15 protein-coding genes are annotated in these 13,552 nt (G+C 55.2%); 9 read left to right on the top strand and 6 right to left on the bottom strand.

Annotation, left to right across the window (positions count from 1 at the left end; genetic code table 11):
* The first annotated feature begins 23 nt into the window (after positions 1 to 23).
* The 6 genes from hemL (at position 24) to ccsB (ending at position 5,987) form a co-directional block, all read left to right on the top strand.
* Positions 24 to 1,331 (top strand): glutamate-1-semialdehyde 2,1-aminomutase, encoded by a 1,308-nt coding sequence (hemL, locus tag N7326_RS03920; protein WP_259077577.1) that lies wholly within the window; start codon positions 24 to 26, stop codon positions 1,329 to 1,331.
* Between the two features lie 34 nt (positions 1,332 to 1,365).
* On the top strand, positions 1,366 to 1,974 hold the full coding sequence (locus N7326_RS03915) for a histidine phosphatase family protein (protein ID WP_259077576.1): 609 nt from the start codon (positions 1,366 to 1,368) through the stop codon (positions 1,972 to 1,974).
* Positions 1,964 to 2,569 carry a TlpA family protein disulfide reductase gene (locus N7326_RS03910; protein WP_259077575.1) on the top strand — a complete coding sequence of 202 codons (606 nt, stop codon included), beginning with the start codon at positions 1,964 to 1,966 and terminating at the stop codon, positions 2,567 to 2,569. Before N7326_RS03915 ends, N7326_RS03910 begins: the two co-directional genes overlap by 11 nt.
* Positions 2,569 to 3,378, top strand: a complete 810-nt coding sequence (locus tag N7326_RS03905) for a cytochrome c biogenesis CcdA family protein (protein WP_263088186.1) — start codon at positions 2,569 to 2,571, stop codon at positions 3,376 to 3,378. Before N7326_RS03910 ends, N7326_RS03905 begins: the two co-directional genes overlap by 1 nt.
* A gap of 31 nt (positions 3,379 to 3,409) precedes the next feature.
* Entirely contained in the window at positions 3,410 to 4,993 is a 1,584-nt protein-coding gene (locus N7326_RS03900) for a cytochrome c biogenesis protein ResB (RefSeq protein ID WP_259077571.1), read from the top strand.
* 70 nt (positions 4,994 to 5,063) lie between these two features.
* Positions 5,064 to 5,987, top strand: a complete 924-nt coding sequence (gene ccsB, locus N7326_RS03895; protein ID WP_263088185.1) for a c-type cytochrome biogenesis protein CcsB — start codon at positions 5,064 to 5,066, stop codon at positions 5,985 to 5,987.
* Here the strand turns inward: ccsB and N7326_RS03890 are convergent.
* Positions 5,984 to 6,313 carry an ArsR/SmtB family transcription factor gene (locus tag N7326_RS03890; RefSeq protein WP_259077565.1) on the bottom strand — a complete coding sequence of 110 codons (330 nt, stop codon included), beginning with the start codon at positions 6,311 to 6,313 and terminating at the stop codon, positions 5,984 to 5,986. The genes ccsB and N7326_RS03890 overlap by 4 nt on opposite strands.
* Before the next feature lie 40 nt (positions 6,314 to 6,353).
* On the bottom strand, positions 6,354 to 6,626 hold the full coding sequence (locus tag N7326_RS03885; RefSeq protein WP_259077560.1) for a hypothetical protein: 273 nt from the start codon (positions 6,624 to 6,626) through the stop codon (positions 6,354 to 6,356).
* 101 nt (positions 6,627 to 6,727) lie between these two features.
* On the opposite strand from N7326_RS03885, the gene N7326_RS03880 reads away from it, so the two are divergent.
* Complete coding sequence (locus tag N7326_RS03880; RefSeq protein WP_259077557.1) at positions 6,728 to 7,027, top strand: DUF4229 domain-containing protein; 300 nt, start codon at positions 6,728 to 6,730, stop codon at positions 7,025 to 7,027.
* Between the two features lie 5 nt (positions 7,028 to 7,032).
* On the opposite strand, the gene N7326_RS03875 is transcribed toward N7326_RS03880, so the two are convergent.
* The 3 genes from N7326_RS03875 to N7326_RS03865 are packed head-to-tail and all read right to left on the bottom strand — an operon-like array spanning position 7,033 to position 10,066.
* Positions 7,033 to 7,920, bottom strand: coding sequence for a 1,4-dihydroxy-2-naphthoate polyprenyltransferase (locus tag N7326_RS03875; protein WP_259077555.1), 888 nt, complete (start codon positions 7,918 to 7,920; stop codon positions 7,033 to 7,035).
* A 42-nt stretch (positions 7,921 to 7,962) separates the two neighbouring features.
* Positions 7,963 to 9,105, bottom strand: coding sequence for an o-succinylbenzoate--CoA ligase (menE, locus tag N7326_RS03870; RefSeq protein ID WP_263088183.1), 1,143 nt, complete (start codon positions 9,103 to 9,105; stop codon positions 7,963 to 7,965).
* Positions 9,106 to 9,118: 13 nt separating this feature from the next.
* Positions 9,119 to 10,066, bottom strand: a complete 948-nt coding sequence (locus N7326_RS03865; protein ID WP_259077548.1) for a 1,4-dihydroxy-2-naphthoyl-CoA synthase — start codon at positions 10,064 to 10,066, stop codon at positions 9,119 to 9,121.
* Positions 10,067 to 10,289: 223 nt separating this feature from the next.
* Here N7326_RS03865 and N7326_RS03860 point away from each other — a divergent pair, with 223 nt between their 5' ends.
* Complete coding sequence (locus N7326_RS03860; RefSeq protein ID WP_263088181.1) at positions 10,290 to 10,433, top strand: hypothetical protein; 144 nt, start codon at positions 10,290 to 10,292, stop codon at positions 10,431 to 10,433.
* Between the two features lie 45 nt (positions 10,434 to 10,478).
* The gene (locus N7326_RS03855; RefSeq protein ID WP_263088180.1) at positions 10,479 to 11,501 is read left to right on the top strand and encodes an o-succinylbenzoate synthase; all 1,023 of its coding nucleotides are present in this window, start codon (positions 10,479 to 10,481) and stop codon (positions 11,499 to 11,501) included.
* On the opposite strand, the gene N7326_RS03850 is transcribed toward N7326_RS03855, so the two are convergent.
* Positions 11,467 to 13,416, bottom strand: coding sequence for an MMPL family transporter (locus N7326_RS03850; RefSeq protein WP_263088178.1), 1,950 nt, complete (start codon positions 13,414 to 13,416; stop codon positions 11,467 to 11,469). The genes N7326_RS03855 and N7326_RS03850 overlap by 35 nt on opposite strands.
* Between the last annotated feature and the right edge of the window lie 136 nt (positions 13,417 to 13,552).

Below are 13,552 nucleotides of genomic sequence, written 5' to 3'. Positions count from 1 at the left end.
GCTTGAAACAGAAAGAAAACACGATGACCCAGAAAACTACCCGCTCAGCTGAACTCATGAGTCGCGCCGAAAAACTCATCCCCGGCGGAGTTAATTCCCCAGTCAGAGCCTTCGGCTCAGTGGGAGGTCAAACCCGCTTCATTGAACGCGCCTATGGTTCCACCCTTGTAGATGTGGACGGTAACGAATACGTTGACCTTGTTAACTCCTGGGGGCCCATGCTCATGGGCAATGCCCACCCCGAGATCCTCGACGCTGTCAGCACCGCCATGGCCAAGGGCCTATCCTTCGGTGCCCCCACAGAGGCCGAGGTAGAACTTGCAGAGATGATCATTCAACGAACCAGCGTTGAAGAAGTACGCATGGTCAACTCCGGCACCGAAGCCACCATGTCTGCTGTACGCCTAGCGCGCGGCTTCACGGGTGCGGAAAAAGTCATCAAATTCGACGGCTGCTATCACGGACACGTGGACTCACTGCTAGCCGCCGCCGGTTCTGGAGTGGCTACGCTTTCTCTGCCCGATTCACCAGGGGTGACTGGTGCGAGCGCTAAAGATACTATCGTCGTCCCCTATAACGATATCGCGGCAGTGCGCACTGCCTTCGAAGAACACCCGCACCAAATCGCCTGCGTGATCACCGAGGCGGCCGCTGGCAATATGGGGGCGGTGGCGCCACAGAATAATTTCAATCAACAGCTCAAAGATCTCTGCCATGAATTTGGGGCTGTGCTGATTATCGACGAAGTTATGACTGGTTTCCGCACCTCTTATTCCGGCTGGTACGGGGTTGACCATGTAGCGGGCGATCTCACCACCTTCGGCAAGGTCATCTCAGGGGGCCTGCCCGCTGCAGCTTTCGGTGGACGCGCCGATATTATGCAGCACCTAGCACCCGTTGGACCCGTCTACCAAGCGGGCACACTCTCGGGTAATCCGGTCGCAATGGCGGCGGGCAAGAAGTCACTCGAGCTCGCCACCCCAGCAGTCTATGAGAAGGTAACCAAGCACGCGGATCTGCTGCATTCTCTTATTTCCCAGGCGCTTGATCGGGCCGGAGTTGAGCACCACATCCAGCGTGCCGCTACCATGCTAAGCGTTCGATTTGCTCGTGGTGAGGGCCACAATTTCGCAGATATGAAAGCCGCCGAAACCTTCCGTTTCGCTCCTTTCTTCCACGCTCTTTTAGAACATGGCGTTTATGCGCCACCGAGTGTCTTCGAAACGTGGTTCTGCTCTGCAGCTCTCAGCGCAGATGATTTTGAGCGCATCGAGAAGGCACTGATCCCAGCAGCTCAGGCGGCAGCAGCGGCGGATAAGGTAAATTCATAGCCTGCAGTGTATTAACGAGAAAGGGCCATAAGCTATGACAACAACCATCGTGCACCTCGTGCGTCATGGGGAAGTATTCAATCCGGAGCGAATCCTCTATGGGCGGCTGCCGGATTATCACCTCTCAGCTCGGGGGGAGTCGATGGCTCACGCGACGGCACACTCGTTGTCCGGCCACGATATTTCACTGATTCTTTCCTCTCCACTAGAGCGCGCCCAGGAAACAGCCGCCCCAATTTCCGCCATCAGCGGGGTTGAGGTGGGTATCGATGAGCGCCTTTTAGAAGCCGGTAACCAATTCGAAGGTCTGCGAGTAAAAAGCTGGCGCTCGGATCTGCTGCACCCTCGCTATTGGCCTTTAATGACTAATCCGCTTCAGCCCAGTTGGGGTGAGCCTTATCATGAGATTGCCGAGCGCATGATGGCGGCCGTTACCTCCGCTCGGGAACAGGCCCATGGTCATGAGGCGGTATTAGTGAGCCACCAATTGCCCATTGTGTGCGTGCAGCGCCACGTGAATCAGCAACCTCTGTGGCACAACCCTGCACTGCGTCGCTGTAATCTTGCGAGCGTCACTTCTCTCGTCTTTAGTGATGACGTCCTTATCGACTATCGCTATTCGGAACCCGCGTATGAGATCTAGAACAAGGCATGATCCTTTCGCACTGGTAGCTCTTGGTGGGGTACTAGCGCTGCTGCTTGGTGCCTGCGCCGATGATAGCCTTGCTGGAAAAGACGCCGTAGCGGTGGGCGGAACCTTCCAATTCCACTCACCCGGTGGGCAAAAAACCATCACCTATCCTGAATCTGAGCGCGCACAGATAGCAGATATCACTGGGCCATCAGTCATCGATGACACGGAGATAAGGCTTTCAGATTATGCTGGCCACATCGTCGTTATCAATGCTTGGGGCCAGTGGTGTGGGCCCTGCCGTACTGAAGTCGACGATCTTCAAACGGTGCACGAATACCTCACTAAAGAGGGGGGTACGGTGCTCGGCATCAATATCCGCGATAATAAGCAGTTGGCTAAGGATTTTATGCTCGATAATGGCCTTAGCTATCCGAGCATCTTTGATCCACCCTTTAAAACGGCGGGCTTATTAGGCGGGATTCCCGCCTCGGTGGTACCCACCACCATTATCCTTGATAAGCAGCACCGACCTGCCGTTGTATTCTTGCGTGCCATCACCGAAAAAGAATTAATGGAGGCCATTGCGCCCCTGGAATCAGAATAATGCAGCTCAATATTCTCTCCCAAGGCCTCGGGGAATCTTTCGCCACAACAATTAGTTCAGGTCCTTTAATCGCAGGTCTCATCGCCGCAATGATAGCGGGACTTGTCTCCTTTTTAAGCCCCTGCGTCTTGCCCCTGGTACCAGGGTATATCAGCTATCTGGCAGCGCTTGTCGGCGGCGATATCACTTTCGACGCCCACGGGCGCGCCGTTATAACCAAAGGCTCGCGGATGACAATCGCCTTCGCGGCGATCTTGTTCATTGCAGGTTTCACGATTATTTTCGTTCTAGCTACTGCCAGCGTCTTCGGTCTCATTGGAGTCTTGGCTTTAAATAATCAGTGGTTAAGCAGGATCGGCGGGCTTATCACCATAGTCATGGGGCTAGTTTTCCTCGGCAAGATACCATTCCTGCAAACAACGCGCAGTCTCTCAGCTGGGCACTGGTCTAGCATTATCGGCGCCCCAATCCTCGGGGCAGTATTTGCACTCGGCTGGACACCCTGCTTAGGCCCAAGTCTCGCGGCCATTATCTCCATCGCGGCTGGCACCGAAGGGGTGACAGCCTTACGGGGAGTAATCCTCATTATCGCGTACTGCTTAGGGCTAGGTATTCCTTTTCTCATTGTGGCACTCGGCTCGGTACGCGCCATGGCGGGCCTCGATTTCTTAAGCCGCCACGCTGTGATCATCCACCGACTGGGTGGTATAGCCCTTATTCTTACGGGGCTGGCGCTTCTGAGTGGATTTTGGTCCGTTTTCATTAGCTATATCCAAGTGCTGAGCTCCAATTACGCGCTGCTACTATAGAGAGCCGGAGAATGAATAAGAAAGGGTTGTCATGGTGAAAAAAGCGTGGCAGTGGCTGACAAGCATGCGCACAGCACTCGCATTATTATGCCTCCTCGCCATCGCCGCCATCCCTGGCGCCCTTTTGCCCCAGCGCTCGCTCAATGCCGCCAATGTTGACGAGTACCTCATCGAGCACGGACGCATTGCTGAGATTTATGACCGCCTACAACTATTTGACGTCTTTTCCTCCACCTGGTTTAAAGCCATAGCCGTCCTGCTCACCATTTCCCTGATCGGCTGTATCATCCCGCGCAGTATTGATCACTACCAGGCCATGCGCACCCCACCAACGAGGGCGCCGAAAAATTTGCACCGGCTACCTCTGCATGGGCAGGGAGTTTTTATAGGAACAGAAGCTCAAGCCCTCTCAACGGCACGTGCGGCACTTAAGGGCTGGAATATTGCTGAGTATTCACCCGCCGACGATCGCGCCCATATTCGCAGTATCGCGGCTGAAAAAGGATATATCCGGGAATTCTTCAACCTCATCTTCCATATCGCTCTTGTGGGTATGCTCGTCGCCATGGCCATTGGCCGCATGGTGTACTACGAAGGGCAAGTTATTATCATCGCCACCGATAAACCAGGTATCAATTCCCAGTTCTGTAATACTGCCACCGCCAACTTCGACTCCTTCCGCGCCGGACCGCTTTTCGATGGTACTGGGCTTCACCCCTTTTGTTTCACAGCCCATAATTTTGTGGCCGATTATCTACCCAATGGCCAGGCCGAAAATTTCCGCTCTGATCTTTCCTATGCCATCGGTGATGATATTTTCCGCGATGAATCCACGTGGGCATCGACCACCCTCGAGGTCAATCACCCCTTAAGAATCGCCGGCGACCGCATTTACCTCCAAGGCCATGGCTATGCCCCCACCATAAAGGTGATATGGCCAAATGGAGAAGAACGCACCCAAACCGTGCAGTTTAGGCCCGACGACCCCACTTTCTTCCTCTCCTCCGGCGTGATGCGCTTCGACCCACCGGTAGGAATGTATGACGATCTCTTTTCCCGCCGGCAGAATCAGCTGACCATTCAAGGGCTCTTCGCACCCACCGCGGCGTGGAGCGGGGAGAATAACGATATCTTGGCCTCCCGTTTCCCAGAAATGCGCGATCCGGCGGTGGCTATCGATATCTACCGCGGCGATAACGGGCTCGATTCCGGACAATCGCAAAGTATCTTCGCCATCGACCCCACCTTGATGAGCTCAGGGCAGTTACAAAAAATTGAACGCGTCAACCTCGCCCAAGGGGAAGACATTACCCTCGATGATGGCACCATCATTCGCTTTGAGGGTGCGGAGGAATTTGCCAATTATCAAATAGCCTACGATCCCACCCAGATCTGGGTTCTCCTTTTCACTCTAATATTCCTTTCGGCCCTGGTTGGATCGGTGACCATCAAGCGCCGCCGCATCTGGGTGCGCGTGCATCCTCAAGATAACGGCACGGTCCTTATCGAGACAGCCGGGTTGGCGCGCACTGATCGCGCCGGGTGGGGTGAGGAATATTATCGGATTCATCGTCGCATTCTTGGGCTCGCTGAGCCGGAGGATGAGGACAGCTAGGCTTTATCTTTGGGTAGGCTGGCGGCTATAGTTGCAGCAAGTTTAAGGACCAAGAAACGAGGTAAGCGGGATGAATATTAATTACACGCTCGCATCTTTTTCAGATTCCGCCTTTTTTAGTGCGGTGGGCATCTATATTCTCGCTCTCGTGCTGTCAGTTATTTACTATATGAAGGCGCAAACCGTTGTCGATTCCCAGCGGGAGGCGAAAACAGTAGCGGTGCGAAGCAAAAACTCCGCCGATACCTTCTCTGGTATGACCCAAGCGGTTGTATGGCTGGGCATTATTATCCATGCCACCTCGGTGATTTTGCGCGGGATATCCGCGGGCCGATTCCCTTTTGGAAATCTGTACGAATATGTCACCGAGATCACGCTGTTTACCATGATCATTGCGGCGATTTTCCTGCGCAAAAAAGAGATGCGGGCCCTATGGCCGTGGATTATTACTCCGGTGGTGGCGCTGCTTCTATTGGCCAGTTCCAAGCTCTATGCTGATACCGCTCCTGTGGTTCCGATCCTGCAATCCTACTGGCGGCCCATCCACGTGGGTACCATCTCTATTGGCGGGTCTATCGGTATGCTCTCCGGTGTGGTGTCGGTGCTCTATTTGCTCCGGATGGCGCAACCCAAGGGCCAGGAGCACGGTTTCCTGGGCTCCATAGCCCGGCCACTACCAACGGCACGAGTCCTTGATGCCGTAGCCTACCGCACGGCTATTATTACCGTTCCCCTTTTTGGTTTGGGAATCATTTTAGGAGCCATCTGGGCCGAGGCCAGCTGGGGACGGTTCTGGGGCTGGGACCCTAAGGAGACGGTCGCTTTTATCACCTGGATCCTCTATGCAGCGTATCTCCACGCGCGGGCAACAGCCGGCTGGCGAGATACCAAGGCGGCGTGGATTAATATTCTGGCGCTAGCCACCATGATTTTCAATCTATTCTTTATCAACCTAGTGGTATCCGGGCTGCATTCTTATGCCGGAATCAATTAGAAATAATCGCCGATAAAGGGCATGAGCCTGGCGGAGTGGGCGTTATGGGCGAGCTCATAATATGCCCACTTTCCTTTTTTCGTGCGCGTCACCAAAGACGCCGCCATCAGCTTTTTCATATGGTGGGTGATCGTGGGGGCGGAGACCCCTAAAACTCCCGTGAGGTGATGGGCACATATTTCTTGGCCCGCATTGCTGGCAACTATGAGCAAGATTTTAAGCCGGGTGGGGTCGCTTAATACCTTAAATATCTCGGCGGTGCTGTGCGTGAGCTCAGCGTTGGGTATACGCAACGGCGCGCGGCGCGCAGATTCAGGGCGAGACATACCTCCAATTATAAAGGGTAGCCTAAGTTAAGAAAAGCTTTTATATATCTTCGGGATTGTCGCCGTCCATCCGCCGCTGCTTCGCTCTTTTGATGCGTTCAGCCTCTTCTTGAGCCGCTAATTCCTCGGCGCGGCGCTGCTTAAAGCGTTTCTTTTCTAATTCCCACAGAAAAGCCTCATCGTCGTCGGGGCCTTTAATTTCTCGCGGTGGATTCGCCGTTGATACGGTGCGCTGCCATGAGCTGGGGCCGAAGGCCCGCCACACAATATAAATAGCCAGGATTAAGAGTAAGAAGAGAATAAAGCGGCCCACGGTTAGAAAAACTCACCTCGTTGATCTGGGGAATAATCACGGTCTGCCTGTATTTTACCTGCTTTATCACCCGAGGAGGGCATAAGGTAGTCTTAGAAGATATGTCACAGCAACCAGATGCAGCGATCCGCCGGTCCGCGGTGAAAAACCTCCTCTTATACGGCCTCGCTAGGCTTGCGCTTTTTATTCTGCTTACGGCACTCATTCAAATCATTGCCACCATGATCGGGGCCCTAGTGCCCATTTTTATCTCCGCCATGCTGGCCTTGTTGATCGCTATGCCGTTGAGTGTTTTTGTCTTCAAAGGGCTGCGGGTGAAGGCCACGACCGCGGTCGCCCAGTGGCACTATCAACGCAAAGCCTATAAAAAGTGGGTCCAGGACGAACTAGCCTCCCGCTAAGCGCGCTAACTACTACACTGCGGGAGGATAAGTCCGAGCGCCGTCAAGAAGCTAAAGAGGATCATCGCTTTGCCCGTGCCGGCAAGAACAGGGATGAGATCTTTGCCCATGGCGTGTGCGCGCACCGGCGCGCTCGCTGTCCACAGAAGTGGAACGATGCCCACACTCACAAGTGCCCACGGTTCAATAAAGGATAAGAGCAAAGCCCCGATGACCGGAGTGCTGGCGAGAATATAATAGAGAACCCGGGTGCGGCTATCTCCTAAACGCACTGCAAGGGTGATCTTTCCGGTTAACCTATCAGAGGGGATATCGCGAAGGTTATTGATCAGATTGACGCTCGCAGACATTGCCCCGATGCTGACCGCAAGAATAATTCCCACTATGGTGATGCGACCAGATTGGGTGAATTCGGTGCCCAAAACGGCCACCAGGCCGAAGAAGATAAAGACAGCTACTTCGCCTAAACCACGATATCCATAGGGGTGAGTGCCGCCGGTATAAAACCACGCCGCTAGAATACAGATCACCCCAATAAGGATGAGCCACCACGCGCTTAATAGCGATAGGGTGATACCGGCGATCCCGGCAATACCAAAAGCTATAAAAGCAGCCCGCTTAACTAGGTGGGGACTGGCGAGTGCGCTTCCAACCAGCCGCATAGGGCCGCTACGTTGATCATCGGTGCCTTTAATGCCATCAGAATAATCATTGGCGTAGTTCACTCCGACAATGAGAGCCCAGCTTACGATGACGGCCAAGAGAGCACGCCCGAGATTAAAACTGCCTGCCATTGCCGCGGCGGTAGACCCGGCAATGACGGGGGCGAAAGCATTAGCCCAGGTATTGGGGCGGGCGCCGCGGAACCACTGCTGCAATGTAGGAGAGGACATAGACTCTATTGTTGCCCGCGCCCGCACCGAAATTCAAACCCGTTAGCCCAGATCATGCATAAATTTCTCGCGTACCATAAGGCGATCGATCTTACCGGGGCCCTTCAGTGGTAGGGACTCTACCCGCGTGATCTGTTTCGGCAACTGCCAGCGCGGCATCTCATCGAAGGCCTCAATAATGGTCGCTGGTGAGGCAGTACCTGTATAGGCTGCCACAATGGCTTCCCCGAGACGTCGATCTGGTATCCCTAAGACGCACACGGCGCTGACACCCTCGATATTCGCGATCACCTGCTCGATGACCTCGGGGTGAATTTTTAACCCCCCGGAATCGATAATGGTATCGATCCTGCCGGTGACCGTTAATAGGCCATTGTCAATAAAACCGGTATCAGAGGTGAGGAACGAGCCGGGTGAAAAAAAGGCCGGAGAATCGCTCATATTTCGATAACCACGCGCAACCATCGGCCCGGAGATAGCAATGCGCTCGCCGCGTAGTTGAATAGTGACCCCAGGTAGTGGGCGCCCATCGTAGACGCAGCCGCCTGAGGTTTCCGAGGATCCGTAGGTGCGTACCACGGTGATCCCGAGACGGCCTGCAGCCTCGTAATCAGAGCGCCTCAGAGGAGCTCCGCCGACTAAGACGGCATGAAAAAGCCTTAAGGCCTCAATACCGGCGAGGGTATCCATGGCTTTGAGCAACTGCATGGGGGTGAGCGCGGTATAAATGCGACCCGGGAAGTGCGCCAAGCGCTCGGCCTTTAGGGCAAATTCCTGGATGGAAAAGCCGTGGCTGAGATCAAGAAACTCGGGTTCATATCCGGAGACAATGCTGCGCACCAAGACCTGCAACCCGGCGATATGATGTGCGGGCATGGCCAGCAACCACGCTCCCTCCCCACCAAGGTATTGATGGGTGGCATCGGCGGAAGAGATGAGGTTTGCGGGCGTAAGTTCCGCCCCCTTCGGGGTTCCCGTGGACCCTGAGGTAGACACCACCACGGCGACTTCGGGGTCAATGGGTGCGCCCACTCTACAGTGCCCACGCAAAATCTCGTTCTGGCTTAAGTCAGGGCCACAAGGAAGAATGCTCATTTGGCCGCTGAGCGCCTCTTCTAAGGAGCTCATCAAAGGCAGCGGATCAGCTGGATCAACTGTTATGGCGCGCAAGCGAGAACGAGACATAGGGATTCGCGATCTAGTAATAGTAGGGGAAGGAGGACCAATCGGGGTCGCGCTTTTCTAGAAAAGATTCCTTACCTTCTACTGCTTCATCGGTCATATAGGCCAGGCGGGTTGCTTCACCGGCAAAAACTTGCTGCCCCATGAGTCCGTCGTCAGTGAGGTTGAAGGCAAATTTCAACATCCTTTGCGCCGTCGGCGATTTGGAATTGATTTCCCGCCCCACCTGGATGGCCTCGTTTTCTAGGTCCTGGTGATCGGCCACAATATTGACCGCCCCCATGCGCTGCATGGTCTCCGCATCATAAGTGCGGCCCAGGAAGAAGATTTCGCGGGCATATTTCTGCCCCACCATTTTCGCTAAATAGGCCGAGCCGTAGCCGGCATCAAAGGATCCCACATCGGCGTCGGTTTGCTTAAAGCGTGCCTCTTGGCGTGAGGCAATGGTCATATCGCAGACTACGTGAAGGGAGTGACCACCGCCGGCAGCCCACCCGTTCACCACGGCAATAACGACTTTGGGCATGGTGCGGATAAGACGCTGCACTTCGAGGATATGCAGCCTGCCACCTTCGACCTTAGTTCGCGCCTCATCGACGGTATCTGCGGTTTCTCCCGAGGCATAGCGGTAGCCTGAGCGCCCTCGAATACGCTGGTCCCCGCCGGAGCAGAAAGCCCATCCACCGTCCTTGGTTGAGGGACCGTTTCCAGTGAGCAAAATAGTGCCAATATCGGGGCTGCGCCTGGCGTGGTCAAGAGCTTGGTACAGTTCATCGACAGTATGCGGGCGGAAAGCATTGCGCACCTCGGGGCGATTAAAGGCAATACGGACGATTCCGTATTCGCGACCGTCGCCGGTGTGGCGGTGATAGGTGATATCAGTAAAATCTTCGAAACCTGGGACGGTAGCCCATTGGGTTGGGTCGAATGGTTGGCTGGTGCTCGGTGCAGGGTTTTTCTCCATAATGCCTATGTAGTCTAGTTGCTGGCTTAATCCAAAGTCTATGAAGGGCGCCACCCCCTCATATAACCGGTGAGATCGACACCCGGACGAGCATAACAGACAGCAGAAACAGGGCTGGCAGGAAAGACAGCACGAGCGTGCCTGGACAACGCTGACTATATAAGTCACTACTGCCGACAAGGGGTGAGCTGATATGACTTGGCCTTGGGAGGAGTAGTCACAAATGACTACTCCTGACTACTCCGGGCTCGCGGCTCTCCTGCCCCAGATCATCCGAGTACTTCAGAGCTATTATGGATTCTATGTCTCCTCACGGCCCGACTCGAGGGGGCTCAGCTTAGCGACACTGCTTGACGACACTGCTTAACGGCACTGATGTTGTCCTTAGTATTGCCTCGCTATAGTAAGGGGCATGACCGTATCTTCTCCCAGTGATATCTCAGTCGACGAACTCATTGAGCGCGCCCATATTGTGAGCCTGCCCATGAGGGTAGCTTTTCGCGGTCTCAACCACCGTGAAGCAGTGCTGATCGAGGGCCCTGAGGGCTGGGGGGAATTTTCACCCTTTATCGAGTATGAACCTCATGAAGCCGTTCAGTGGTTGCGCTGCGGGATGGAGATGGCCTTCCAGGGACCACCACCTATCAACCGAGAACTCATCGCTGTCAATGCCACTATCCCCGCCGTTGCAGCCGCGGAGGTTGAGGGGGTGCTGGCCCAATTCCCGGGCTGTACCACTATTAAGGTGAAGGTAGCCGAAGCGGGGACCAGCCTGGATCAAGATTGCGAGCGCATTCAACGGGTGCGTGAGTTAGTTCCGCACGCCAAAATCAGGGTGGATGCTAATCGTGGCTGGAGCGTTGCGCAGGCGCTAGAGGCAGCGCACCGGCTGGGCCCGCTCGACTATATGGAGCAGCCGTGCCGCAGTGCCGCTGAGTTAAAAGAGCTGCGCGAATTGCTGCTGCGCAGTGGACTTATTGTTCGAGTGGCCGCCGATGAATCCATAAGGCGCGTGGAGGACCCGTACGATGTGGCTGAAACCCGGGCTGCCGATGTAGCTGTGGTTAAGGCCGCTCCCTTGGGGGGGCCTCGCGCGGTTCTAAAAATCGCTGAGTTCTACCGTGCCCGCGGCCTTGATATCACCGTCGCTAGTGCCCTCGACACCGGGGTGGGCATGAATGCTGGGATCGCTGCGGTCGCCGGTTTGCCCGTCTTTTATGACGACGATGGCTTCGAGGTTCCCCCGGCTGCCGCTGGATTGGCAACCCAGCGGCTTTTTGTCGCTGATATCACCGCTGAACGCCCGCTGATCGACGGCCATATGAGTACCGAATTACTCGAACCCGATATGGACCGAGTAGCGGAATTTAAAGCCTCAGCTGACCGTCGGGATTTCTGGATCACGCGTCTAACTGAGTGCTTTGAGCTTCTTTAAGCCGAGTGGGCCACCAGAATTTTTCACCGATAATTTCCACCACAGCGGGCAGCAAGATGGTGCGCACAATCAGGGTGTCAAGCAGCACTCCGATAAAGATGATGACGCCAATTTGTGCCAGCGCCACCAGGGGAAGTACTCCGAGAGCGGCGAATACGGCTGCAAGTAGGATACCAGCTGAGGTTATGACTCCACCGGTGGCACTCAGTGAGCGCATTACCCCGATACGAGTGCCATAGATCTGTGCCTCCTCTTTGGCGCGGCTAATGAGGAAGATCGAATAATCAATACCTAAGGCCACCAAAAAGACGAAAGCATAGAGCGGGGTCAAGCTATCAAATTTCTCAAAACCGAAGACGGCTGTGGAGATCCACCAGCCTATGCCAAGGGCTGCGAGATTAGTGAGCAACACCGAGAAGGTCATAACCGCTGGTGCAATAAGAGCGCGCAGCATGACAGCAAGCACGATGAAGATAAGCAGCAAAATGAGCGGGAAGATGATCATGCGATCGCGAGCGGCGGATTCTTCTGCGTCGATGAGTTGCGCATCAACCCCACCGACGAGTGCATCAGTTTCGCGCACTGCCTCGCGCACCTCGTTGACATCTGCCCCTGAGACATTGAAGACACTCCACTGCTCGGCGGGGCGATCAGGGCGCACCACATAGCCTTGATTCTGAAGTAATTCAGAGACTTTTTGCGGCTCTTGGGTGATAACGGTGAGGGGGGTGGCGTCTTGATCGGGGAATGCCCGAGCAAGATCTGCGGCGGCACTAATAGATTCTGGGGTTGTGACGAACTGATTGCGCTGATCCAGGCCGGTTTCTATCGCCCCTACTCCCAGGCTTGCGAGGGAGAGAAAGATCAGCGAGACCACTGTGACTTTAACCGGCTGGTGCCCCACATATTGTCCGATCCGATCCCAGAGGGAGGAGTGCTTGTCTTCGTTGAGGCCCGGGCTGCGCGGCCAGAATATCCACCGCCCGAAAAGTAGCAAGATACCAGGAAGGGCGAATACCGCGAAAATGAAGGCCACGATTATCCCCACCACCGTCGCCAAGCCGAGCCCGCGCGTGGTGGGAACAGCAGAAAGAAGCAGGCAGGCCACGCCGATAATCACGGTTGCCCCGGACGCCGCAATAGTTTTCACCGTCGGCGCCCACGCATGGGCCATAGCGGCGAAGCGGTCCTCGTGGCGGGTCAGTTCATCGCGGTAGCGCGAGATAATCAGCAGGGCATAGTTGGTGCCAGCACCGAATACCAGCACCGAGAGGATACCTGAAGTGGAATCATTCCACACCATTCCTAAAGCGCTTAAGACCCAGGTATAGGCGGTGGCAGCGACACGGTCGGCCACCCCGATCACGAGCAGGGGAATCAGCCACAGCCACGGGGAGCGGTAGGTCACAATGAGGAGGATGGCCACGATAATTCCCGTCACTGCGAGAAGGAGGAAATTAGCGCCAGAGAAAACATTAGCCAGATCTGCGCGGATTGCCGCAGGCCCGGTTACTTGGGCCTTGATGGAGGGGTCGAGAGACTGAGCTTGGGCGCGGAGGTCTTTAATGCGAGCGTTATTGTCCTCGGCTTTAGCAGCTGGCACGGTCATAGGGATGAATGCGGCTGTGCCATCTTTATTGGGAATAGGTGGGGCCCCGAGCTCGGCGGCGAAGGGGCCCACCACCTGGAGATCGATGGCTCCTTGAGTCGATTCGAGGAGAATGAGGGCGGGCAGGGTTTCTTCGCCGGGGCGGGAGTCAAGAACCTGCGCCACCGTGGTGGAGTCTTTGCCGTCGGGTAGGGCTTGTTGCGGGGCGGTGGGTTGTGCACTCGGTCCAAAGCTGATGATGGCAATTCCTAACAGGATGACCACCAGCGCTAACTGACGAAACCGAAGGAAAACGGATGAATTCATAGGATCAAGATTAATTGAAATCCGTTAAGATCATTCGCTAGGAACCTCAAGAGGCTGCTAGCTGAGCGGCATTATGAGCCGCTAATTGAGCTCTAACGTGCGCACAATGGGGCTCAATGTGACCAGCTGCGGGGAG

Source organism: Corynebacterium sp. ES2794-CONJ1 (genome assembly GCF_025660615.1).
Taxonomy (GTDB): Bacteria; Actinomycetota; Actinomycetes; order Mycobacteriales; family Mycobacteriaceae; genus Corynebacterium.
Note: the sequence above shows the minus strand (reverse complement) of the source record. Positions and strands in the feature narration are given on the sequence as shown.

Bases quoted from the DNA above. Each gene is read 5' to 3' on its own strand.
- N7326_RS03855 (WP_263088180.1), top strand. From the start codon at position 10,479: ATGACCGTATCTTCTCCCAGTGATATCTCAGTCGACGAACTCATTGAG.
- N7326_RS03880 (WP_259077557.1), top strand. From the start codon at position 6,728: ATGTCACAGCAACCAGATGCAGCGATCCGCCGGTCCGCGGTGAAAAAC.
- N7326_RS03860 (WP_263088181.1), top strand. From the start codon at position 10,290: ATGACTACTCCTGACTACTCCGGGCTCGCGGCTCTCCTGCCCCAGATC.
- hemL (WP_259077577.1), top strand. From the start codon at position 24: ATGACCCAGAAAACTACCCGCTCAGCTGAACTCATGAGTCGCGCCGAA.
- N7326_RS03915 (WP_259077576.1), top strand. From the start codon at position 1,366: ATGACAACAACCATCGTGCACCTCGTGCGTCATGGGGAAGTATTCAAT.
- N7326_RS03900 (WP_259077571.1), top strand. From the start codon at position 3,410: ATGGTGAAAAAAGCGTGGCAGTGGCTGACAAGCATGCGCACAGCACTC.
- N7326_RS03910 (WP_259077575.1), top strand. From the start codon at position 1,964: ATGAGATCTAGAACAAGGCATGATCCTTTCGCACTGGTAGCTCTTGGT.
- menE (WP_263088183.1), bottom strand. From the start codon at position 9,105: ATGTCTCGTTCTCGCTTGCGCGCCATAACAGTTGATCCAGCTGATCCG.
- N7326_RS03850 (WP_263088178.1), bottom strand. From the start codon at position 13,416: ATGAATTCATCCGTTTTCCTTCGGTTTCGTCAGTTAGCGCTGGTGGTC.
- ccsB (WP_263088185.1), top strand. From the start codon at position 5,064: ATGAATATTAATTACACGCTCGCATCTTTTTCAGATTCCGCCTTTTTT.
- N7326_RS03875 (WP_259077555.1), bottom strand. From the start codon at position 7,920: ATGTCCTCTCCTACATTGCAGCAGTGGTTCCGCGGCGCCCGCCCCAAT.
- N7326_RS03905 (WP_263088186.1), top strand. From the start codon at position 2,569: ATGCAGCTCAATATTCTCTCCCAAGGCCTCGGGGAATCTTTCGCCACA.
- N7326_RS03865 (WP_259077548.1), bottom strand. From the start codon at position 10,066: ATGGAGAAAAACCCTGCACCGAGCACCAGCCAACCATTCGACCCAACC.
- N7326_RS03890 (WP_259077565.1), bottom strand. From the start codon at position 6,313: ATGTCTCGCCCTGAATCTGCGCGCCGCGCGCCGTTGCGTATACCCAAC.